The sequence below is a fragment of the Pseudomonas sp. B19(2017) genome (assembly GCF_002113165.1).
In the GTDB taxonomy this organism is placed as follows: Bacteria; Pseudomonadota; Gammaproteobacteria; order Pseudomonadales; family Pseudomonadaceae; genus Aquipseudomonas.
Map to the genome: position 1 here is coordinate 1 of NZ_NEJR01000006.1, position 22,658 is coordinate 22,658.

General features: G+C 61.5%; 20 protein-coding genes. 13 read left to right on the top strand and 7 right to left on the bottom strand.

The window, feature by feature from the left end:
* From CAF70_RS27860 to CAF70_RS10735, 10 genes are all read left to right on the top strand, one after another.
* Positions 1–96, top strand: a 96-nt coding sequence (locus CAF70_RS27860) for a hypothetical protein (protein WP_256573270.1), incomplete at its 5' end; no start/stop codon positions are given.
* A 143-nt stretch (positions 97–239) separates the two neighbouring features.
* The gene (locus CAF70_RS10695) at positions 240–2,177 is read left to right on the top strand and encodes an FAD-dependent oxidoreductase (protein WP_085622712.1); all 1,938 of its coding nucleotides are present in this window, start codon (positions 240–242) and stop codon (positions 2,175–2,177) included.
* Positions 2,178–2,322: 145 nt separating this feature from the next.
* A complete protein-coding gene (locus CAF70_RS10700) occupies positions 2,323–3,219 on the top strand; it encodes a nitrilase family protein (protein WP_085622715.1) in 897 nt (298 codons plus the stop codon).
* A 10-nt stretch (positions 3,220–3,229) separates the two neighbouring features.
* Positions 3,230–4,384, top strand: coding sequence for a hypothetical protein (locus CAF70_RS10705; protein ID WP_085622717.1), 1,155 nt, complete (start codon positions 3,230–3,232; stop codon positions 4,382–4,384).
* Entirely contained in the window at positions 4,381–5,370 is a 990-nt protein-coding gene (locus tag CAF70_RS10710; protein ID WP_085622719.1) for an asparaginase, read from the top strand. The genes CAF70_RS10705 and CAF70_RS10710 overlap by 4 nt, the downstream gene beginning before the upstream one ends.
* A gap of 91 nt (positions 5,371–5,461) precedes the next feature.
* On the top strand, positions 5,462–6,013 hold the full coding sequence (locus CAF70_RS10715) for a UPF0149 family protein (protein ID WP_085622721.1): 552 nt from the start codon (positions 5,462–5,464) through the stop codon (positions 6,011–6,013).
* A 5-nt stretch (positions 6,014–6,018) separates the two neighbouring features.
* Positions 6,019–6,576: a UPF0149 family protein gene (locus CAF70_RS10720; RefSeq protein ID WP_085622723.1), complete on the top strand. Its 558-nt coding sequence runs from the start codon at positions 6,019–6,021 to the stop codon at positions 6,574–6,576.
* Positions 6,577–6,854: 278 nt separating this feature from the next.
* The gene (locus tag CAF70_RS10725) at positions 6,855–7,484 is read left to right on the top strand and encodes a glutathione S-transferase family protein (protein ID WP_085622725.1); all 630 of its coding nucleotides are present in this window, start codon (positions 6,855–6,857) and stop codon (positions 7,482–7,484) included.
* Between the two features lie 27 nt (positions 7,485–7,511).
* Positions 7,512–9,548: a pyridoxamine 5'-phosphate oxidase family protein gene (locus CAF70_RS10730; RefSeq protein ID WP_085622728.1), complete on the top strand. Its 2,037-nt coding sequence runs from the start codon at positions 7,512–7,514 to the stop codon at positions 9,546–9,548.
* A gap of 173 nt (positions 9,549–9,721) precedes the next feature.
* Positions 9,722–10,618 carry a LysR family transcriptional regulator gene (locus CAF70_RS10735; protein WP_085622730.1) on the top strand — a complete coding sequence of 299 codons (897 nt, stop codon included), beginning with the start codon at positions 9,722–9,724 and terminating at the stop codon, positions 10,616–10,618.
* A 242-nt stretch (positions 10,619–10,860) separates the two neighbouring features.
* Here the strand turns inward: CAF70_RS10735 and CAF70_RS10740 are convergent, their stop codons facing one another.
* The 4 genes from CAF70_RS10740 to CAF70_RS27865 all read right to left on the bottom strand — a co-directional run bounded on the left by CAF70_RS10740 (position 10,861) and on the right by CAF70_RS27865 (position 13,106).
* On the bottom strand, positions 10,861–11,355 hold the full coding sequence (locus CAF70_RS10740) for a hypothetical protein (RefSeq protein WP_178076371.1): 495 nt from the start codon (positions 11,353–11,355) through the stop codon (positions 10,861–10,863).
* Positions 11,356–11,518: 163 nt separating this feature from the next.
* A complete protein-coding gene (locus tag CAF70_RS10745) occupies positions 11,519–12,175 on the bottom strand; it encodes a hypothetical protein (protein ID WP_143491543.1) in 657 nt (218 codons plus the stop codon).
* A 3-nt stretch (positions 12,176–12,178) separates the two neighbouring features.
* Complete coding sequence (locus CAF70_RS10750) at positions 12,179–12,841, bottom strand: hypothetical protein (protein ID WP_085622736.1); 663 nt, start codon at positions 12,839–12,841, stop codon at positions 12,179–12,181.
* A 64-nt stretch (positions 12,842–12,905) separates the two neighbouring features.
* Positions 12,906–13,106: a hypothetical protein gene (locus CAF70_RS27865; protein ID WP_085622738.1), complete on the bottom strand. Its 201-nt coding sequence runs from the start codon at positions 13,104–13,106 to the stop codon at positions 12,906–12,908.
* Positions 13,107–13,609: 503 nt separating this feature from the next.
* Here CAF70_RS27865 and CAF70_RS10760 point away from each other — a divergent pair.
* The gene (locus tag CAF70_RS10760; RefSeq protein WP_085622740.1) at positions 13,610–14,065 is read left to right on the top strand and encodes a hypothetical protein; all 456 of its coding nucleotides are present in this window, start codon (positions 13,610–13,612) and stop codon (positions 14,063–14,065) included.
* Between the two features lie 548 nt (positions 14,066–14,613).
* Here CAF70_RS10760 and CAF70_RS10765 read toward each other — a convergent pair.
* From CAF70_RS10765 to CAF70_RS10770, 3 genes are all read right to left on the bottom strand, one after another.
* Positions 14,614–15,864, bottom strand: a complete 1,251-nt coding sequence (locus tag CAF70_RS10765; RefSeq protein WP_024087598.1) for a ribonucleotide-diphosphate reductase subunit beta — start codon at positions 15,862–15,864, stop codon at positions 14,614–14,616.
* A 508-nt stretch (positions 15,865–16,372) separates the two neighbouring features.
* Positions 16,373–16,618 (bottom strand): hypothetical protein, encoded by a 246-nt coding sequence (locus CAF70_RS26640; RefSeq protein ID WP_143491545.1) that lies wholly within the window; start codon positions 16,616–16,618, stop codon positions 16,373–16,375.
* 25 nt (positions 16,619–16,643) lie between these two features.
* Complete coding sequence (locus CAF70_RS10770; RefSeq protein ID WP_085622742.1) at positions 16,644–19,523, bottom strand: ribonucleoside-diphosphate reductase subunit alpha; 2,880 nt, start codon at positions 19,521–19,523, stop codon at positions 16,644–16,646.
* Between the two features lie 829 nt (positions 19,524–20,352).
* On the opposite strand from CAF70_RS10770, the gene CAF70_RS10780 reads away from it, so the two are divergent.
* Complete coding sequence (locus CAF70_RS10780) at positions 20,353–21,051, top strand: response regulator transcription factor (protein ID WP_085622747.1); 699 nt, start codon at positions 20,353–20,355, stop codon at positions 21,049–21,051.
* Positions 21,048–22,655: an ATP-binding protein gene (locus tag CAF70_RS10785; protein WP_085622749.1), complete on the top strand. Its 1,608-nt coding sequence runs from the start codon at positions 21,048–21,050 to the stop codon at positions 22,653–22,655. Before CAF70_RS10780 ends, CAF70_RS10785 begins: the two co-directional genes overlap by 4 nt.
* The last annotated feature ends 3 nt before the right edge of the window (positions 22,656–22,658 follow it).

Consider the following 22,658-nt stretch of genomic DNA (forward strand, 5'->3'; position numbering starts at 1 on the left):
ACCCCGGGCGTGCACGTGATCGACTGCCCGGTCGATTACAGCGAGAACGACCGCATCCTCAACAGCGAGCTGCGTGAGCGCGCGCTGGCGGTGTAAGGCGTAACGGCTTTATTGACATCAACCCGGCCACCACAGATATCTCACGATCTGTGGTGGCCGGTTGGTGCTAATTAACAACCTCCTGACGCACCTCTTGATTGACCACTCTCATGTTCCCAATTCATTGAGAACACGAGACCATGACCATCGGCTCAACACACAACCATCCTGCCGATCTGGCTATCGAGCCATCCCTGTCCGTAAAGCCGTGGGCTGCGCGTTACCCTAACCCTCCTGATCTTTGCTTTGATTACCGCCGTCTACTCGAACAAGAGGGTGGAGTTGCATACGCCACTCAGCCGGAACACCGGATCTGTATTGTCGGTGCTGGTGTTACCGGGCTAACTGCAGCCCGCGAATTGCTACGTTGCGGCTTTACCCGTATCACCTTGATCGAGCAGTCCCAACGTGTGGGTGGACGTCACCTCACGCTGGTGAATAACGCAGGAGATCACAAGCAGCCTGTAACCCCTTTTGAAATGGGGGCCATGCGCATGCCGTTCTTCAACAGGACTGGTGAGCACCCAAAAGAGGGGCGTTCGCTTATGGCCTATTACGCCAAGCTGTTCAGGCTACGAATTTCCGATTTTCCAAATCCCGGGACACCTTGGGTGAATGCCACTGGAATATATCTTCGTGATGGGCAATTGGAGGGTGACAGAGGCCCAGAGCTGTTGATCTGGCGCAATCCCGAAGGAAAGACACCACCACCCACTGCGATGCTTCAGCAGGTCTACGATAAATGGCGCCATTTCGCGGAGCAGTTCGCCGAGCGTATTGCTGCGGTTTATGGCACTTATGGTTGGGAATCGATGTGGTCGGCGATCGTCGAGCGCTATCATCGATTATCTTTTAGAGATCTGGTGCATTTACCTGCTCTTACGGTTTGGGACCCTGCAAACCCTGGTGATTTTGGCGGTCTAGACATGAGTGGCGACGAGTCGGCCATCTTCTATGCAATCGGTATTGGAGATGGTAGCTGGGGAGCGTTTTATGACGTCTGCTGCCTGTATCCGCTGCGCACAGCAATCTTTGGCTTCAGCAGTCACTTGCAGTTGGTGCATGGGCGTGTTGATCAGGACGGTGTGCCTTACGCTGCACCCTATCTTGAATCCAGCAGCATCCCTGACAGTAAAGGGTTGATGTTTCGGGCGCCAGCGTATATCGGGCTTGCGGCGATGGACGAAAGCCTCATGTTTCTGAACGTCGGGATGAGCGGTTCCTCGCTATATGATCATCTGCTACAACGAGATGATGGACTACTGACCGACAGTTCGGTCTGTTCGCTACAGAAGCTGGAAGGGGGGCGCGTACGGGTCGGATATCGTTGGCATTGCAGTGATCCGGTGCAGGATAACGTCCAATACGAAGACTTCGACAGTGTGATCTTGACTATCCCTTCCTGGCTGATCGAAACCAACATCTGCCTCGAAGGTTTCAGCCGTCAGATATTGCCGCAGACCATCATGGATGCCTGGAAGCATGCTCATTGGGAGACCAGTTGCAAGGTCTATGCTCCGCTGAAGAAGAGCTTCCTGGACCGCAACCCAGCCTTTCCGCAAATCTTGGTCACTGACAGTTTCGTTCACGATGTCTATGCCTATCGCTACAACGACCATTACGCGGATGACTGCATCCTGCTCAGTTACACCTGGGAAGACGATGCAACGAAGCTGGCCGCGTTCTCAGATGAAGAACTGGGCGTCAAGTGCGTGAAGGAACTCGATCGGATCCTCCTTCGCTGCAGCAACGTGGCTGAACCCATATCGCCTTATATCGATACTCGAAACATTCGCATACAGCGTTGGATGACAGACCGAAACGCCCTTGGCTGCGCAAAGTTGTATCGGGCTGGTACCTATTACGATGCAGTGAGCCTGATGAAATACAACCGTGATCTGAGTGCCGGTTCAGGGTTGTATCTGGCTGGAGAGTCTTTCTCTGTTGACGCCGGCTGGACCGAGCCGTGTTTACGCACGGCACTTGATGCAGTCATCAACCTGTGCAACAGAACATCGGCATCCTTCAACGGTGGCTTTACCCTGAACGACTACCCACATTATCAAGCTGGGAAATAGCTGCATCCGGGAGTTTTTGTGGGAAGTTTCCTACTGGCACACTTCTCTTGTCCTTCGATCCCATAGGAACTCCCCGACTGTCACTCCCCAGCCCAACCCAGCTTTACTGGCGCCCTTCCAAAACAACCATAAGAAGGAAGCCGCCATGTCTGAACATTGCACCCCCGTCAGCCCCGTACGCATCGCTGTCATCCAGTACGACCCTCAGGTCGGGCTCGAGCATTGCGACGGTAACCTGAGCAGAGGCCTGGCATTGGCCCGGCGGGCAGCGCGTGAAGGCGCCAACCTGATCGTGCTGCCCGAGTTGGCCAACACCGGCTACACCTTCCACTCCCGTGCAGAGGCCTATGCCCATGCCGAAACGCTGGAGGAAGGTGGCAGCCTGAAAGTCTGGGCGGATTTCGCCAGGGAGTATCAGGTCTACCTGGTTGCGGGATTTGCCGAACGCGAAGGGCTGAAGCTCTACGACAGTGCCGTACTGTTCGGCCCCGCAGGCCTGCTCGGGCATTACCGCAAGGCCCACCTGTGGAACCAGGAAAAGCTCTGGTTCACCCCTGGCAACCTGGGCTTCCCCGTGTTCGAGACGCCGATCGGCCGTATCGGCCTGCTGATCTGCTGGGATATCTGGTTCCCGGAGGTGCCGCGGCTGATGGCCGCGCAAGGCGCCGACATCATCTGCAGCCTGAACAACTGGGTATGGACCCCACCACCGCTGTTCGATGAATCAGGGCGCTGCATGGCGTCCTACCTGACCATGACGGCGGCACACGTCAATAACGTCTACATTGCCGCCGCCAACCGCATAGGCAACGAGCGGGGCGGGCGCTTCCTGGGCTGTTCGCTGATCGCCGGTACCAATGGCTGGCCCATCGGTGAGGTGGCCAGCGCAGAGGAGGAGGGCATTCTCTACGCCGATGTCGACCTCAGCAGTGCACGTTCGGCGCCAATCTGGAACAACCTCAATGATCTGCCACGAGACCGGCGCACCGACCTCTACGATGCGACCCTTGGCTATCGCCTGCATGCCCCGATTCCGCGCTGAGGAGTCGCCCATGAAAACGCTACTCTTCCCGACTCGGCAACGTGCGCCGCTGTTGATCCTCGCCTGCCTGCTGGTGCCGCTGGCTGTCAGCCTCGCCCACGGCCAATGGCCGGACTACGCACAAATGGCGGCGACGCTCGATCAGCCGTTGAGCCGCCTGCGCTGGATAGTCGGTGATATCAGCGAGGTGGCTTTCTACAAGCATGAACTGCCCGCCCTCGGCTTGCTGCTAGGGGCTGGCCTGGCGCATTGGGCGCATGTGCGCAGGTATCGCTGGCAGGGCTTTGCCATCTGTTACGGCAGCGGGTTATGGCCATGGGTGTTCACTAGTTCGCTGTTGGGCCTGCTGCTCAGCCACGCGCTGTGGGGATGGACCTTGGCCAGTGGCACCTGGCAACCGACCTTCGTTGCCTTCGTGTCATTGCCGGCGGCCATGGTGCTGCTGTTTGGCGCGGGCTGGCAGGTGGCGATCAGCGGTGCACTGCTGGGGGCACTGCTGGTAACACCAGCCAGCCTGCTGATGGTCAACTACCTGTGCTACCCCCTGCAGCTGCCGGTGGTAGTCGGCAACGTGACTGGCATGGCGCTGGCAAGCCTTTTGGCGTTCATGCTGTGCCGGCGCTTTCCGTCATGGGTGCGGCCCAGCCACAAGCCCGCCGTGTCCGAACCCGTTATGGCCCAAGCCGATTACGGCGTAGCGTGGACCCTGCGTCGTGTGCTTGCCGATTTCAGCGAAGCGCCATTCTTCGGTAATGAACTGGCCAGCCTCGGGCTACTACTGGGTGTGCTCCTGGCTTATATGCTGGCCCCCGGAGCGCCGGCCTACGGTTCGCTGCTGCTGATACCGATGATCGTCGGGCAGGCGCTGGCGTCACTGGTCGGGGTCGTGCTCTGGCGTCGCCAGTGGCAGGTGCGCGGCTGGTATCCCACCTACATTCCCATCGTCTCTATCGTCCCGGCCACTGTGCTTACCCATGGTGGTAGCTGGCAAGTGGTTGTGGTCAGCGCAGTGCTCGGTGCGCTGGTGGCTCCACCGCTGGCGGTAGCCATTACTCAGCGCTTGCCGACCTACATGCACGGCTATATCGGTAATGTGCTGTCGATGGCCATCAGCACGCTGGGGATCGTGCCACTGGTTGGGATGCTTGCGGGAGGTGGCGCATGAATGAGCAAACAAGCCTGCCCAGGCTTTCGATCGCCAGCCTGGGTGGCACGGTGAGCATGCAGGCAAGTGGCCGCGAATGCGCGGTGAGGCCAAAGCTGGACTGCGACGAGCAACTGGCAAAAGTGCCACAACTACGCGAGATGGCCCACCTTGAAGTTGCCACTCTGGGCCTGCTCCCCAGTGCCTCGTTGGGCTTTGCAGCGCTGCTCGAGGTGCTGGCCTGGGCCCGGGGAGAGGTGGAGCGCGGGGCGCAGGCGGTGATACTGACCCAAGGTACCGACAGCCTCGAGGAAACGGCGTATTTCCTCGATCTGCTCTGGCCGTTCGATGCGCCGTTGGTGATGACCGGAGCCATGCGCGCGGCCAGCCAGCCGGGCAACGACGGCCCGGCCAATCTGCTGGCTGCTGCGCGGGTTGCCCTGGCGCCGAGCAGCCGTGGGCGCGGTGTTCTGGTACTGATGAATGATCAGGTCCACTGTGCCGCGAGGGTTCGCAAGACGGCCAGTTTGGCGATAGCTGCATTCGAATCGCCCGGCTGCGGAGCGCTGGGCGATGTTGTGGAGGGTGTTGTGGTATATCGTCAACCGCCTGGGCCACGAGAGGTGTTGCCATTGCCGCAACGCACCGAGCATCGGGTTGCACTGCTGGAAGCGTGCCTGGATGCAGACACGGCGTTGTTGGAGGCCACAGCGACACTGGGCTACGAAGGACTGGTCATTGCCGGTTTTGGCGCTGGCCACGTTTCCGCTAGCTGGTCCGAAGTGCTCGGCTGTCTTGTGCCCACCTTGCCTGTGATTGTTGCCACCCGTACAGGCAGTGGTCCCACAGCCTCGGCCTCCTACGGTTTTGCCGGGGCCGAGATCGACCTCCAGGCCAAGGGGATACACATGGCCGGGCAGCTCTGCCCGCGCAAATGCCGCATTCTGCTGTGGCTGTTGATCGGCACAGGCAGGCAGCAGCAGTTGCATGGCTTGTTGCCACGTTAAGCAATCTGCCCGCGTAGCTGCAAGCGCGGGCAGCCCTTCGGGCGCTGCTGTGCTAGGGTGCACACACTTTTGCTTCCCAGGATGTCCGCCCATGCTCCCCGCACTCAGCGAAAAAGAACTCGACCGCCTTGAAGACCTGCTGATCACCTACGGCAATGACTACTCGGTACTCAACCTGGCCGAGCTCAATGGTTTTTTCACTGCACTGGCCAGCTCGCCAGTCACCGTCACGCCGGAGCAGTGGCTGCCCGTAGTGGCCGGCGGCAAGGTGCCGAAATTCAAGAAGCCGGCGCATGAAGAAGCCTATACGGCGTTGATGCTGCGCTACGCCAGCCAGGTGGCAGAGGAGTTGGGCGACGATGTGGACCACTTTGAGCCGCTGTTCGAAGAAGGCGAAGGCGAAGAGAGCAGTGTGATCATCATGGAGGAGTGGTGCTTTGGCTACATGCGCGGCACTCAGGTCGCTGGTTGGGCTGAGCTGCCGCCGGAGCAGGACCAACTGCTCAAGGCCATTTCGCTGCATGGGCTGGAGGACAACTTCGAGCTGCTGGACCAGATGAGCGAAGCGGATATCCAGGCCTGCGTGCCTCAGGTGACCGAGGCGGCACGCAAGCTTTACCGTTACCACCGGCTGCAGGATTGACCTCTATGAGTAACCCCATCACCGACCAGGAGTTGGACGAGCTGGGAGAGCTGCTTTTCAAGTATGGCAATGATGACGCGATACTTGATGTCAGTGAACTCGATGGCTTTGTGAATGCCCTATGCAGCTCGCCGCATCTGCTGCCACCAAGTGAGTGGTTGCCGGAGGTTTCTGGCGGCAAACTGCCTCGGTTCAAAAGCAAGGCCCAGGCTCAGCGCTACACGGATTTGATCATCAAGTTTTACAACACCGTCGCGATTATGCTCAGCGAAGCCACGGATGAGCTGAATCTGTTCTTTGAGGTCAGAGATACTGCGCAGGGCGAAATTGTAGTGCTTGAAGAGTGGTGCTTCGGGTACATGCGGGGTGTTCGTTTGGGACGATGGACAGAATTATCTGCCCATCTTCAAGAATATCTCGACGCTATTGCCTTGCACGGTTCGGAGGAAAATTTTTCCGTCCTGGACAAGATGAGCCTCGAAGAACACCAGGCCACTGTGCCGTTGGTGGTTGATGCTGTGCATGTTCTTTACCTCTACCAACGGCAGCAGCGATTGGGTTGATTTCTCTGATTTAGCAGGGACCTGTGGGAGCGGCTTTAGCCGCGAACACCGGCGCAGCCGGTGCCAGGCACCGTGTTGGATTCTTCGCGGCTAAAGTCGCTCCCACGGAGGGTGTAATGCTTTTGGAGCGGGCTTGCCCGCGAAGAGGGCAGAAGCCTGAGTGCATTATTCCGCCCCGCGAAATTATGGTTTCCCCGCTACGCGGATTCTGCTGTCAGCAGAACCAGTGCAGCATGTGCTCCACCAGCCCATCCCGGTGCTGACGAGGAGCCAAGCCCATGTCGAACCCGATCAAGCTTTACAACTTCCCCAAGTCCGGCCACGCCCACCGCATCGAGCTGATGCTCTCGCTGCTGAACCTTCCCACCGAGCTGGTGTTCGTCGACCTTGCCAAAGGCGCGCACAAGCAGCCGGACTTCCTCGCCCTCAACCCGTTCGGCCAGGTCCCGGTCATCGATGACAACGGCACGGTGGTCGCCGACTCCAATGCCATCCTGGTGTACCTGGCCAAGAAGTACGACAACGGCACCTGGCTCCCCGAGGAACCCGCTGCCGCCGCCCGCGTCCAGCGCTGGCTTTCGGTCGCTGCCGGCCCGTTGGCCTTCGGCCCTGCTGCTGCGCGTCTCGTCACGGTGTTCGGTGCCTCGTTCAACACCGATGAAGTCATTACCCGCGCCCACACCCTGCTGAAAGTGATCGACGCCGAGCTGGCCAAAACGCCCTTCCTGGCCGGTAGCACACCCACCATTGCCGACATCGCCAACTACTCCTACATCGCCCACGCACCGGAGGGCAATGTGTCGCTGGAGCCCTATGCCAACGTGCGCGGCTGGCTGGCGCGGATCGAGGCGCTGCCGCGCTTCGTGCCCATGCCACGCACCGTGATCGGCCTGCAGACCAGCGCCTGACATTCCGCCACTGCGAGGAACGCCGCCATGCAACAGAACCCGGACCACCACTCCTCGCCCTGGCATGCGGGAGAGAAGGCCCTGCAGGAAAAAGCCGGTGTCGCGGAGCGCATGGAGGCGTTCGGGCAGAAGGTCATTCGTGACTACATGCCCGACCAGCATCGTATTTTCTATCACCAGTTGCCATTCATGGTCGCCGCCAGTGTAGACGCACTGGGACGGCCTTGGGCGACGCTGTTGGAAGGGCCGGAAGGCTTCGTCAGCTCGCCGGACCCGCGCCAGCTGACGATCGACACTCGACTGCCGGCAGACGATCCCGCTACCACGGGGCTGTCTGCCGGGCAAGCGGTCGGCCTGTTGGGTATCGAACTGCATACCCGCCGGCGCAACCGCCTCAACGGGCAGATCCGCGAAGCCGGCGACGGGCAACTGCAGGTGACTGTGGAGCAGTCGTTCGGTAACTGCCCGCAGTACATCCAGCTGCGTGACTACACTCGCGTCGCGGAACCCGCCCAAGGGCGTGTCGATGCGACGGCACTGGATGCCTCGGCTGTCAGCATGATCCAGGCAGCCGACACTTTCTTTGTCGCCAGCTATGTCGAGCATGGCGACGGCCAGCGCTCGGTGGATGTCTCCCACCGTGGTGGGCGGCCCGGGTTCGTCAAGGTCGAAGGCAACCGCCTGACCATTCCCGACTATGCTGGCAACCTGCACTTCAATACCTTGGGCAACCTGCTGGTTAACCCGCAAGCAGGGTTGCTGTTCATCGATTTCAGCAACGGCAACGTGCTGCAGCTTTACGGGCATGCCGAGCTGCTGCTGGACAGCCCCGCCATCCAGGCGTTCGAGGGCGCTGAGCGCTTGTGGGCGCTGGAGGTCGAGCAGGTGGTGTGGCGCCCGGCTGCTGTTTCCCTGCGTTGGGCCTTCAAGGAGTACGCGCCGACCAGCCTGATGACCGGCACCTGGGCCGAGGCCGATGCACGCCTGCAGCAACGCCAGCGGCAGCGCCAATGGCAGGCCTGGCGTGTGCTGCGGGTAGAGCAGGAGAGCCGTGATATACGTTCGTTCTACCTTGAGTCACCGGGCGACACGGCGGTTGCCTTTGCGCCAGGGCAGCATGTTCCGGTGCAAGTGCGGCTCGATGGCGAGGTGGTGGTGATCCGTACCTACAGCCTCTCCAGCGCGCCTTCCGATGGCTACCTGCGCATCAGCGTCAAAGCCCAGGGCCCTGCTTCGCGGCACCTGCATGAGCACGTTGTGGCCGGCGATGTGCTGAACGTGCGCCCGCCAATGGGCAGCTTCACGCTGGACCAGCAGAGTACACGGCCGCTGGTGCTGATCGGCGCGGGCGTGGGTATCACGCCGTTACTGGCCATGCTGCGTGAGCAGTTGCACAGCGGGCGGGCACGACGCATTCATCTGTTCCATGGTGCGCGCAGCCAGGCCGACCTGCCGTTCCGTGAGGAACTGGCGAGCTTGCGACTACAGGCTGGTGGTCTGCTGCAGGTGCACCGCGCCCTGAGCCAGCCGGAAGCGCATGCGCGGGTGGGGCGTGATTATGAGTTCGCCGGTCGGTTGGGTATCGAGCAGATCAAGGCGACGCTGGCGCTGGACGACTACGATTTCTACCTGTGCGGCCCGGGCAGTTTTACCCAGGACCTGTATGAAGGGTTGCGCGGCGTGCATGTGCCGGATGCGCGGATCCATGCCGAAGCCTTCGGCCCGTCGACACTCCGACGGCACACCGACGATGGCCAACCCACACTGCAACAGCCACCCGCTGCCAGCGAACCGGTGCCAGTGTACTTTGCGGCTTCGGCCAAGGAGGCGCGCTGGGCGCCCGGTAGCGGGACGCTGCTGGAGCTGGCCGAGGCGCGAGGGCTGGCACCGGAGTTCAGTTGCCGGGGCGGGTCGTGCGGTACATGCAAGACCCGGTTGGTCAGCGGACAGGTGCATTACCCTGCCCCCCCGGCCGAGCAGCCGGAAGCGGGGGCGGTGTTGATCTGTTGTGCCGTGCCGGCGAGGGTGGAGGAGGGGGCGCAGGCGTTGGTGCTGGATCTGTAAGGTAGCCTGTCCCGGCCCTTTCGCGGGCTTGCCCGCTCCCACAGGTACTCCACTGCCCTCAGGAACGGTGAATGACCTGTGGGAGCGGGCAAGCCCGCGAAAGGGCCGGTATTGGCAACACAAAATGCCCAGATGAAAGATAATCCCGGCACCTCACAAACCCAGGAGCCCGCATGGACCAGATCCACCTGATGAAGGTGTTCGTCGCCGTAGGCGAACTGGAAAGCTTCGCCGCCGCTGCCCGCCGTCTGGACATCTCCCCGGCCGCAGTCACTCGCGCGGTAAGCGCCCTGGAAGAGCAGCTTGGGGTCAAGTTGCTGCTGCGCACCACCCGCAGCGTGCGCCTGACCGAAGCCGGTGGCCGCTACCTGGAAGACACCCGGCTTATTCTCGCCAGTATTCACGAGGCCAACGAAGCGGCTGCCGGCATCAACGCCACACCCAAAGGCGACCTAGCCGTCACCGCGCCGATCCTGTTTGGCAAGAAGTACGTCATGCCGTGCATCGTCCGCTACCTGCAGCAGTACCCCGAGGTTGACGTTTCCGCCTACTTCCTCGATCGCATCGTGAACATGGTCGAGGAGGGCATGGACGTGGCCGTACGCATCGGTCCCTTGCCCGACTCTGGCCTGAAAGCGCTGCGGGTCGGCAGGGTGCGGCGCATGTTATGTGCATCCCCTGGCTACCTGGCGCGTCATGGCGTGCCGAAGCACCCGTCGGACCTCGCGGGCCATGTGGTGATCGGCACGCCCAACCTGTCGCCGCGAGCCGGCTGGCGCTTCGGGGTGACCGATGAGCCGACCCTGGTGCGCATGAAACCCCGCCTGACGGTGACCAGCAATGACGGGGCAATAGCGGCCGCTAGCGGCGGACTGGGGATTGCCCGCCTGCTGTCGTATCAGGTGGCGGATGAACTGGCCAGCGGGCAGTTGCAGGTGATCCTGGCCGAGTATGAAGAGGCGCCCTGGCCGATTCATGTATTGCACCGGGAGAGCAAATACGGCTCGTCCAAGGTCAGGGCCTTTATCGACATGCTGGCGCAGGATTTGCGGGCCCAGCAGCTGGATTGAAGTGGACAGTATCGCTGCCCTCAGCTATTTTCAGTACTGGCCTCGCCCTCGACCACGTAGACTGGCATGTCCAGTCCCGGCACCTCGTTGTGCCGTACCCCCTTGTCGGCGTGGGCGAGGCCTCTCTTATCCCGCCTGTTTGAAAAGATCCGAAACCGCCTTGCCTTCCCGCAACGAGTGAAGATTCGACTGCCTGTGACGCCTTATCCGCGCAGGCGCTCAGGGCCTGTCAACTGAACTGCTCAACGGAGCAGGGTGAATGTAAAGCAACCTGGGCATTGCTGCTCCAACCACGCTTTGGCTCGCTCGCTAAGAAAGTACCCTCGATAGACATCACCTTTGAAAAAATCGGCTTGCTCGTCGGCCTTGAGCACCTTGAGGTACAGGCCGAGGTCAGCAGGTTCTTGCTTTGGGTCCTTGAGCAGGTTGAGTTTGCCCACGACGAATGCTTGCCAATACTCCGGCATGTGTTTGGCAAGCTCCGGGTCATGCGGCAGGGACTCGATGATCGAGGCCGGCCCGCCCTCCAGGTCCAGGTGTTCGGTAATGGGCTTGCTGGTGTCCCAGTGCAGCCAGTCAAGGTGCACGATGTGGGTTTTCTCCAGGTGCTCATAACGACTAATGCCCTTCAGACCGCTTTTTTCCAGGGCTGCCTTGACCGGCTGGGTGAGCACCAGTGAACCCGAACGGATATACGCAGCCGGCGTGTATGGCCCGGCGCGGTTGATGCTGTCCATGTCGGTGTTTTCATCCCAGGCGATCAGACCCTGGACCAGAGCCGCGCCCCAGTCGCCCCAGGGTGTTGGCGCGTTGTCCAGGTGATAGATTTTCAGGTGAGCCTCCTCAGCCCTTGCCGTTCTTGTTGGGGCGAGATACAGGGGTTTGAAATCGGTACTTCATTCAGGCGTACTGAACGAAAAAGAACCCGGCATCGTCGCCTTGGTTTTTCCGCCGGGCTTGCTTGTCCAGATAGATGTAACCGATGCCATCCAGGAAGATCCCTTCCTGCTGGGGAGCCCAGCGGCTGATTTCGTAGTCGGTCAGTTGCAAAAGGAGCAAGTACCGGTTTGGAACATAGATGGGATCTTGCATCCAGGCGGCTCGACCGAGTTGCTTGCTGATGCCCAGACCGGAGTCTTCGTCAGCGTGCTCTTCGGCGAATTCCTCTTCGGTCATCGGCTGGAAGTCGATATAACGGCGCTCCAGCAAGAGCGTTCCAGGCGGGGCTGGTAACTCCTCCTCGCACAGCCGGTGGAGAATGAACCGCGCATAACCCTTCTGGATACCGGGTAGCTCCGCTTGCTCATGAAGTGAGTAGCGGCTGACGACAGACTGTTTGAAGCCGCCGGCACGCTGCTTTCGAGCGGTGATGAATACCGTGGCAGCCATGCCGGGTGGGAAGATTTTAGCTGGCAGGAAGTTTTCCGTGACCGTACACAGAGGCGTCATCGGCTCCTGGGTGTCGGGTGCCAAAGGCCACAGGCCTGGGTCGTCCATGCGTACGCTGCCACCTAGCTGACCGAGGCCTTTGTCTTTTTCGGTAAATACAATTTTCATGGTTTAGGTGAACTGAATGAAGAAGAAACCGGCGTCGTCGCCTTGCTTGCCACGGCGCGCCTGCATGTCCACGAACAGATAGCCGATACCTTCGCCGAACAGCCCAACATGCTGAGGGCTGGCTTCGGCCACATCTGCATCTACCAGTTGCATCATGAACATGTAGCGCGCTGGTTCGTAAATCGGGTCTTGCAGCCAGCAGGGCCTGCCGCTGGGCTTGCTCAGGCCGATCCCGCTGTCCTCGTCATGATGTTCCTCGTCATGCTCCTCGTCGGTCATCTCTTCAAAATCGATGAATGCTCGCTCCAGCAGCAAGGGGGGATTGCCAGGTTCCAGGGGCTGGTTGGCGAGTTCATGCAGAATGACCCGGGCAAAGCCGCTGCTGATGACGTCTTGCAGCTCCGCCTGTTGATTGACCGTATAGCGACGCTGGAGGGGGCGGCTGAAACTGCCATCCTGATATTGGTTGACGGCGAGGAAAACCGTGATCGCCATGCCTGGCGGGACGAACGTGGCCGGTTGGAAACGCTCGCTCAGGGTCAGGATGGGTGTCATCAACATGCCGGTTTCCGGGTTTGTCGGCCACAAGGAGAGGTCCTTGAGCAAAGCCGCGCCACCGACCTGGCCGAAGCCGCGATCGTGTCGGGACAAGAGGATTTTCTTCATGGCTGGAACCCCCCTTTGCACTGGCGGACGACCTGGCGTAGCGACGGGTAGTCAGCGATTTCGTTTACCACTCGAACAGCCCTACGAAGTTCTTCTGGTCCACGGGGCCGCTCGAGCAACTGGCGCCACGTGCCAGGATGGAAGGCTCGAGGCGGTTGCCCATCTGGCGAACAGCCTGGTACTGGCTATCGCAACGTCCGGGCAGCGACGGGGCTGGCTGCACATGGCTGACAATGATGATCTGCACACCATTGAACTGTTCCACGCGAGGCTTGCCTCCATCCCGTTCCGGGCTGAATTGGCAGGGCCAGGGCATTTCGAGCTGTAGCAGTGATGCATCGGAGCTGCGCAGTGCGCAACGACCTTCGTGGTTCACTAGTGCAAGCTTGTGCCCGGCAAGGGTAACTTCAGGCCCTGCATTCGATGACGGGGCAGGCGCCTGCGCGCCTGCATTCAGAGCGATTGCAGCCAGCAGCGTCGGCAGGGTTCTGGACACACGATTCATTTCAGTTCCCCGGAACTGGCCTGCGGGAACAGCGAGAGCAACGGCGATTCATTCACCAGATTTCGATCTCCTATCGGCCCTGGGTGAGGGCGTGTGCCTGTGCGGAGTTGCTAACGTGCACAGGTGCGAAACTTACATAAGTGCCGAAGTGATATCGCGCTGACAGGCACTTGGAAGTCGGCTTTTTATGGTTTATTCATTTCCGGTTGTCAAGGTAAGCTACCTGCGCACCACGGCTTTCAAGGATGACAGCGCTTACTCATATGAATGGATCGAAGTTTCAAAAGGGGCAGGAACTGCAAAGATTTCTTACCCGCTATTTCGGCGTTTTCATCGCCGAATTTCTGCTGTCCTGCTTTGCCATCGGCGGCTGTGTGTCACTGGTGTTCTCCACCTATCTGCGTAGTCCGGACCGGTCGCTGTCGGTGCTGGCACTGGCGCTGGCATGGGCGGTGAGCGCCGCTTCGCATATCGCGCTGGTGCGTGGATACGCCTGGGGCCTGCGGGGGCTGGTCGGCCTGAACGGGCTGGCCGTGTTGGCCGCGCTGCCGAGCTACGCTTACCGGCCGCACATGGGCGGCTACGTCTCGGTTTTACTGTTCGGGCTGCTGGCCTTGCTGGTCATCAACACCCAGCGCTACCGGGAAATGCGCGTACGTTTGGTGGGCTACCGGGACATTCGCAAGACCAACCGGCAGGCGGCGAAAGCTGCCAAGTAGCATTTTTGCTGGTGTAGCGAGGCTTCTGCATGAATGCGCGCCGCGCAGTGCATGGCACCGGCTGCGCCGGTGTTCGCGGCCACGGCCGCTCCCACAGGTGCAGCGTGAACTAGAAGCCAGCGCAGTACCTGTGGGAGCGGGCAAGCCCGCGAAGCAGGCGACGCGGTGCATGGCACCGGCTGCGCCGGTGTTCGCGGCCACGGCCGCTCCCACAGGTGCAGCGTGAACTAGAAACCAGCGCAGTACCTGTGGGAGCGGGCCAGCCCGCGAAGCAGGCGACGCGGTGCATGGCACCGGCTGCGCCGGTGTTCGCGGCTAAAGCCGCTCCCACAGGTACAGTGTTAACCCGACGTCTGCATAATACCTGTGGGAGCGGGTTCACCCGCGAAGAGGGCCTCCCAGGCCAACACACCGCTCAGCCGGTCGAGTTCGTGGGCGCAGAGCAAAAGTAATAATGAAAACCGTGTAGGAAGCTTCCTGTTCGGCTTTTTCCCTGCCAATAAAAAAGGCTGCCAATTGGCAGCCTTCCCGATGCTCAGCCTGGATGATCAATCCCAGCTCAATGCCCCACCAGTCTGATACTCGATCACTCGCGTCTCGAAGAAGTTCTTCTCTTTCTTCAAGTCCATGATCTCGCTCATCCACGGGAACGGGTTGGTAGTCCCTGGGTACTCTTCCTTCAGGCCAATCTGGGTCAGGCGACGGTTGGCGATGAACTTGAGGTAGTCCTCCATCATCGCTGCGTTCATGCCCAGCACGCCGCGTGGCATGGTGTCACGGGCATATTCGATCTCCAGCTGGGTCCCTTGCAGGATCATCTGGGTCGCTTCTTCCTTCATCGCCGCGTCCCACAGGTGCGGGTTCTCGATCTTGATCTGGTTGATCACGTCGATACCGAAGTTCAGGTGCATCGACTCGTCACGCAGGATGTACTGGAACTGCTCGGCCACGCCGGTCATCTTGTTGCGGCGGCCCATGGACAGGATCTGGGTGAAGCCGCAGTAGAAGAAGATGCCTTCCAGTACGCAGTAGTAGGCGATCAGGTTGCGCAGCAGCTCCTTGTCGGTTTCGACGGTGCCGGTGTTGAATTCCGGGTCGGAGATGGCGCGGGTGTACTTCAGCCCCCAGGCGGCTTTCTTCGCGACCGACGGGATCTCGTGGTACATGTTGAAGATCTCGCCTTCATCCATGCCCAGCGACTCGATGCAGTACTGGTAGGCGTGGGTGTGGATCGCCTCCTCGAAGGCCTGGCGCAGGATGTACTGGCGGCACTCCGGGTTGGTGATCAGGCGGTACACGGCCAGGGCCAGGTTGTTGGCGACCAGCGAGTCGGCGGTGGAGAAGAAGCCGAGGTTGCGCATGACGATGCGGCGCTCGTCTTCGGTCAGGCCGTCCATGCTCTTCCACAGGGCGATGTCGGCGGTCATGTTGACCTCTTGCGGCATCCAGTGGTTGGCGCAGCCGTCCAGGTACTTCTGCCACGCCCAGTCGTACTTGAACGGTACCAGCTGATTGAGGTCGGCGCGGCAGTTGATCATGCGCTTTTCGTCAACACGCACGCGGGCGCCGGAGCCTTCCAGCTCGGCCAGGCCTTCGGCGATGTCGAGGTCGTTCAGGGCAGCCTTGGCACGCTTGACCGCGTCGGAGTCGTCGGCGGTGGCGGCACGGGCTTCCAGGGCGGCGGCACCACCGGCGCTGTCGAGCTTGTCGAGGGTAGCGGCGGCAGCAGCCTGCGCAGGGGTGTTGCCTTTGGCGGCTACTTCGCCGTCTTCCTTGTCGAATTCGTCCCAGCTCAGCATGGTTTGGCTCCTGCTTGAGGGTCGCCCTGGGGCAACCGGTTGGATTTTAAGAATGTGATGCCTGACGCAAGGCCGTAACGGCGAATGGACAGCTCGAGAGGCTGACTCTCGTTTACATCTGGTGTGTTCTGGCTTGTACCTGGCCAGGCCTTCGTGAGGGGCCAGGGACAATTGATAGGTGCCCTTTTCAGAGGGGGCGAAGTATACCGGAATTCGCCTTCGATCGGGGCGCGTGTCTGGCGGGCGAGGGTAACTTTTTCGACCGGTCTGACGTGCGTCCGTTCACGAAATCCTGTGTAGTTTTCTACGGGGGGAGAGTTTAGCGTCAACCTATATGTTGTGCCAGTTTAAATTTCAGGCACACCATATGGTGTTTTCGTGGGGTTTTGTGTTGCCTGGCCTGGCCTCATCGCCGGCAAGCCAGCTCCCACAGATACCGCGTCACGCCGGAGGGCGATTAACACCGTGGGAGCCGGCTTGCCGGCTATGAGCCCAGGCCAGGCAACCACTAGCTGCGTGAGTGGTGCAGCGTTTCGACAATGTGTGTCTTGGGATGCCTGCGTGCTTCTTCGACCGAGGTGAAGCGGCCGGTTTCCGCATTGCGACCGATCTTGCGAGTTGCCAGTTTTTTCCGCGCCATGGGCTTACGTCCTTTTTTGAGAGGTCCTGTCCTTTTACCGAGCTGCGCGAACAGTGGGCAAAGGGCAAGGTTTCTCCGGGGCGCAGATACAAAAATGCCGCGCAGGGCACCCATGGGCACCCTGCGCGGCACTCAGGCCTTACTGGCAGGCTTCGCAGTCAGGCTCGTCGATCGCGCAGGCCTTCGGCACTGGTGCAGGGCCCGCTGCCTGGACCGGGGCGCTGTCGCCACCACTGGAAACGGCGTTGAGCTTGCCGGTGTTGATGGTCGACTTCTCGGTGCTGGTCGCGGCCAAGGCACGGAGGTAGTAGGTGGTCTTCAGACCACGGTACCAGGCCATGCGGTAGGTCACGTCCAGCTTCTTGCCCGAGGCGCCGGCGATGTACAGGTTCAGCGACTGGGCCTGGTCGATCCACTTCTGGCGACGCGAGGCGGCATCGACGATCCACTTGGTCTCGACTTCGAACGCGGTGGCGTACAGGTCCTTCAGCTCTTGCGGGATACGCTCGATCTGCTGCACCGAACCGTCGTAGTACTTCAGGTCGTTGATCATCACCGAGTCCCACAGGCCACGGGCCTTCAGGTCGCGGACCAGGTACGGGTTGATCACGGTGAACTCGCCCGACAGGTTCGATTTCACGTACAGGTTCTGGTAGGTCGGCTCGATCGACTGCGAAACGCCGGTGATGTTGGCGATGGTCGCGGTCGGCGCGATGGCCATGATGTTCGAGTTGCGAATACCTTTCTTGACGCGCTCGCGCACCGGGGCCCAGTCCAGGGACTCTTCCAGGTTGACGTCGATGTACTTGGCGCCACGGGCCTCGATCAGGATCTGTTGCGAATCCAGCGGCAGGATGCCCTTGGACCACAGCGAGCCCTGGAAGGTCTCGTACGCACCACGCTCGTCGGCCAGGTCACAGGACGCCTGGATGGCGTAGAAGCTGACCGCTTCCATCGACTTGTCGGCGAATTCGACGGCGGCATCGGAACCGTACGGAATGTGCTGCAGGTACAGCGCATCCTGGAAGCCCATGATGCCCAGGCCGACCGGGCGGTGCTTGAAGTTCGAGTTACGCGCCTGCGGCACCGAGTAGTAGTTGATGTCGATCACGTTGTCGAGCATGCGCACGGCGGTGTTCACGGTGCGTTGCAGCTTGGCGGTGTCCAGCTTGCCGTCGACGATGTGGTTCGGCAGGTTGATCGAGCCCAGGTTGCAGACCGCGATCTCGTCCTTGTTGGTGTTCAGGGTGATCTCGGTGCACAGGTTCGAGCTGTGGACCACGCCCACGTGCTGCTGCGGCGAACGCAGGTTGCACGGGTCCTTGAAGGTCAGCCACGGGTGGCCGGTCTCGAACAGCATCGACAGCATCTTGCGCCACAGGTCTTTGGCCTGGATGGTCTTGAACACCTTGATCTTGTTGTACTCGGTCAGGGCTTCGTAGTACTCGTAGCGTTCTTCGAAGGCCTTGCCGGTCAGGTCGTGCAGGTCTGGCACTTCCGAAGGCGAGAACAGGGTCCACTTGCCGTCATCGAAGACACGCTTCATGAACAGGTCAGGGATCCAGTTGGCGGTGTTCATGTCGTGGGTACGACGACGGTCATCACCGGTGTTCTTGCGCAGCTCGATGAATTCTTCGATGTCCAGGTGCCAGGTTTCCAGGTAGGCACACACGGCGCCCTTGCGCTTGCCACCCTGGTTCACGGCAACGGCGGTGTCGTTGACCACTTTCAGGAACGGCACCACGCCCTGGGATTTGCCGTTGGTGCCCTTGATGTAGGAGCCCAGTGCACGCACCGGGGTCCAGTCGTTGCCCAGGCCACCGGCGAATTTCGACAGCATGGCGTTGTCGTGGATCGCGTGGTAGATGCCCGACAGGTCGTCCGGCACGGTGGTCAGGTAGCAGCTGGACAGCTGCGGGCGCAGGGTACCGGCGTTGAACAGGGTCGGGGTCGAGGCCATGTAGTCGAAGGACGACAACAGGTTGTAGAACTCGATCGCACGGGCTTCCTTGTCTTTCTCTTCCAGCGCCAGGCCCATGGCCACACGCATGAAGAATACCTGTGGCAGCTCGAAGCGTACGCCATCCTTGTGGATGAAGTAGCGGTCGTACAGGGTCTGCAGGCCCAGGTAGGTGAATTGCTGGTCACGCTCGTGGTCGATGGCCTTGCCCAGGCGGTCCAGGTCGTAGCCTTTCAGGGCCGGGTCCAGCAGCTCGAACTCGACGCCTTTGTCGACATAGGCTGGCAGGGCCTTGGCGTACAGGTCGGCCATTTCGTGGTGGGTGGCGCTCTCGGCCACGTTCAGGAAGCCCAGGCCTTCGGCGCGCAGGGTGTCCATCAGCAGGCGGGCGGTAACGAACGAATAGTTCGGCTCGCGCTCGACCAGGGTACGGGCGGTCATCACCAGGGCGGTGTTGACGTCCTTGATGGCCACGCCGTCGTACAGGTTCTTCAGGGTATCGCGCTGGATCAGGTCGCCATCGACTTCGGCCAGGCCTTCGCAGGCTTCGCTGATGATGGTGTTCAGGCGGGCCATGTCGAGTGGCGCCAGGCTGCCGTCGGCCAGGGTGATGCGGATGGTCGGGTGCGGCTCGACCACGGACTCGCTGTTGACGCGGGTGGCACGCTCCTTGGCGCGCTGCTCGCGGTAGATCACGTAGTCACGGGCGACTTTCTGCTCGCCGGCGCGCATCAGGGCCAGTTCGACCTGGTCCTGGATTTCTTCGATGTGGATGGTGCCACCCGATGGCATGCGACGCTTGAACGTGGCGGTAACCTGCTCGGTCAGGCGCGCGACGGTGTCGTGGATGCGCGACGAAGCGGCGGCGGTGCCGCCTTCAACTGCGAGGAACGCCTTGGTGATGGCAACGGTGATCTTGTCGTCGGTGTAGGGGACGACAGTGCCGTTACGCTTGATCACGCGCAGTTGGCCGGGAGCGGTGGCGGCCAGATCCTGGTTGGAATCGGCGGCCTGCGGCACCTTGGCCTGCGGGTTCTCGCGAGTTGTGTCGGTTTGCATGGGTGGGTGTCTCCACAGTTTCTATATTGTTCAGGCGCCTTTTGGGCGCCCACCGTTCCGTCCACTTGCTCGATGGCCCGGCGGGGATGGGCAATGCATGCGCATCCGCCCGCGCGGGCGTACCGACTTCGGGACAGACTCAGGAATAAGGGGCAATGGCTTGCCGCTCCCTGGCCGAAGTCAAAGGTTTTGGGCCGGGCCCAAAAACTGTTGCTGATGGATGCCAGGCCTGGCCTGCCACACCCATACCCGAACAAGGCCCTGGAGGGGCTTGCCTCGGTCGCCTCCGCAGGAGCGGTTTGGCTGCTGAAATCACTTGAAGTTCAGCCGAAAAATCGTTTGATTTTGCGGGTTGACTTTTGTGTGTGATTTTGCACGAACCCCTATATCTAGTGGTTCGCTGCGATCGGGATACAAGATAATGCGGTATTGGGGGCTTTGCAAGGCGAGCGCCTGTGGATAACTTGTGCGTACTTTGTGAGTGAATGGTGGGTATTCGCTGTAGGCCTTGTGCCAAGTGGTTTGCAGTATTTTTCTGCGCCTTGCCGCCCTCTGGCAGAATTTTCCGGGCGCCAACCCGATCACAAAAAACGGTTCAGTCGATTGGCCTGCTGGCAGGTTGGCCGTACCGGTTGGCAGCCGTAGTATCCACAGGAGATGTTGCTTTTGGGTTAAAGGGTTATGTTGCCTGTGCCGGCCTCTTCGCGGGTAAACCCGCTCCCACAGGTACTGCGCAGGGTTCGAAAGCGGCGCGGTCCCTGTGGGAGCGGGTTCACCCGCGAAAGGGCCGGTACAGGCCACAGAAAAACAACAAGCAAAGGCAGAGGCCATGGACCATCCAATACCCCGCATCCTCATCGTCGAAGACGACCAGCGCCTGGCCGAGCTCACCGCCGAGTACCTCCAGGCCAACGGCTACGAAGTCAGCGTCGAGGGCGATGGCGCCCGCGCCGCGCGGCGCATCGTCGACAGCCAGCCCGACCTGGTCATTCTCGACCTGATGCTGCCTGGCGAGGACGGCTTGAGCATCTGCCGCCGGGTGCGCGGCCAGTACCCCGGCCCGATCCTCATGCTGACCGCCCGCAGCGATGAACTCGACCAGGTCCAGGGCCTGGACCTGGGGGCCGACGACTACGTCTGCAAACCCGTACGCCCACGCCTGCTGCTGGCGCACGTTCAGGCCCTGCTGCGCCGCAGCGAAGCACCGGACAGCAAGCGCCAGGAGCTGGTCTTCGGCGCGCTGCGCATCGACAATCGCCTGCGCGAGGCGCGTCTGGGTGAACAGCTGATCGAGCTGACCGGTGCCGAGTTCGACCTGCTCTGGCTGCTGGCCAGCAATGCCGGCCGGGTGCTGACACGCGAGCAGATCTTCACGGCGCTACGTGGCGTCGGCTACGACGGCCAGGACCGCTCCATCGACATACGCATCTCCAGGATCCGCCCCAGGATCGGCGACGACCCGCTCCAGCCAAGGTTGATCAAGACCCTGCGCAGCAAGGGCTACCTGTTCGTCGGCGAGGCCCCATGAAGAACGCGATCTTCCTGCGCATCTATGGCGGCATGCTGGCCGTGCTGGTGCTGGTGGCCCTGCTAGGGGTGCTCAGCCTGCACCTGGTCAACGAAGTGCGTGCCGCCCAGCATCGCGAGGGCCTGGCCCAGGGTACGTTCAGCCTGATGGCCGACAACCTGGCGCTGCAGAACGACACCGAACGCAAGCGCTCGCTGCTGATCTGGGAGCGCCTGCTAGGCGTGCCGTTGGCGCTGCAGCCAATGACCGCGCATACCCTCGATGGTGGCCAGCGGGCGCGCCTGTACCGCGGCCTGGTGGTGGTCGAGAAGACCGGCCCGCATGCAGCCCAGGTGCTGCGCAAGGTCGGCCAGGAAGACCTGATGCTGGTAGCGCAGATCAAGCAGATCAGCGAGCAACTGGCGCGAGCCACCCTCTACCTGTTGGCCGACGAACTGGTGCGCTACCCGGTAACCGAACAGCAGCAGCGCCTGGCACAGATCAAGAAAGAAAAGGGCTTCGGCTTTGGCGTGGCTCTGCAGCGCATCGAGCGGGTGAGCCTGGACGATGACCAGCGGCGCCGGGTCGAGGAGGGCGACACGGTCATGGCCCTGGGCAAGGATGGTGACTCGATCCGCGTGTTCGCCGGGCTGGCTGGCTCGCCCTGGGTGCTGGAAATCGGCCCGCTGTACCAGCTCAACCCGTATCCGCCGCAGTTGCTGATCCTGATCGCCTTTCTCGGCCTGTGCCTGATCGGCCTGGTGGTCTACCTGCTGGTACGCCAACTGGAGCGGCGTGTGTCGGGCCTGGAGATTGCCGCCACGCGCATCGCCCAGGGCAGCCTGGACACCCGGGTGCCGGCCGGCGATGCCGACTCGGTAGGGCGCCTGGCTGCGGCCTTCAACGGCATGGCAGAGCACCTGCAGCGCTCGCTGACCATGCAGCGCGAGCTGGTGCGGGCGGTTTCCCATGAGCTGCGCACGCCGGTGGCACGCCTGCGCTTTGGCCTGGAGATGATCGAAAATGCCCCCACCGAGCTGGCTCGGGCCAAGCACCTGGCGGGCATGGACGGCGATATCCAGGACCTCGACAAGCTGGTCGACGAGATGCTGACCTACGCTCGCCTGGAGCAGGGCGCTCCGGCGCTGAAGTTCGAGCGGGTCGACCTGGATGCCTTGCTCGACCGGGTGATCGAAGAGCTGGCGCCGCTGCGTGCCGAGGTACGGGTGGTGCGGGGTGAGTGCCAGGGCGCCGATGGCGAAGGCGCCTGGGTCGAGGCCGAACCGCGCTACCTGCACCGGGCCCTGCAGAACCTGGTGGGCAATGCCATGCGCCATGCCGAGGCCGAGGTGCGCCTGAGCTACCAGTTGGGGCAGCAACGCTGCCGCATCGATGTGGAGGATGACGGGCCTGGGATCCCCGAGGGTGTCTGGGACCGTATCTTCACACCGTTCACCCGCCTCGACGACAGCCGCACCCGCGCCTCGGGCGGGCATGGCCTGGGCCTGTCGATCGTGCGGCGGATCATCTACTGGCACGCGGGCCGGGCCACGGTGGGGCGCAGCGCCGCGCTGGGTGGTGCCTGCTTCAGCCTGAACTGGCCACGGCAGCAGGCACCGTTGTGACGG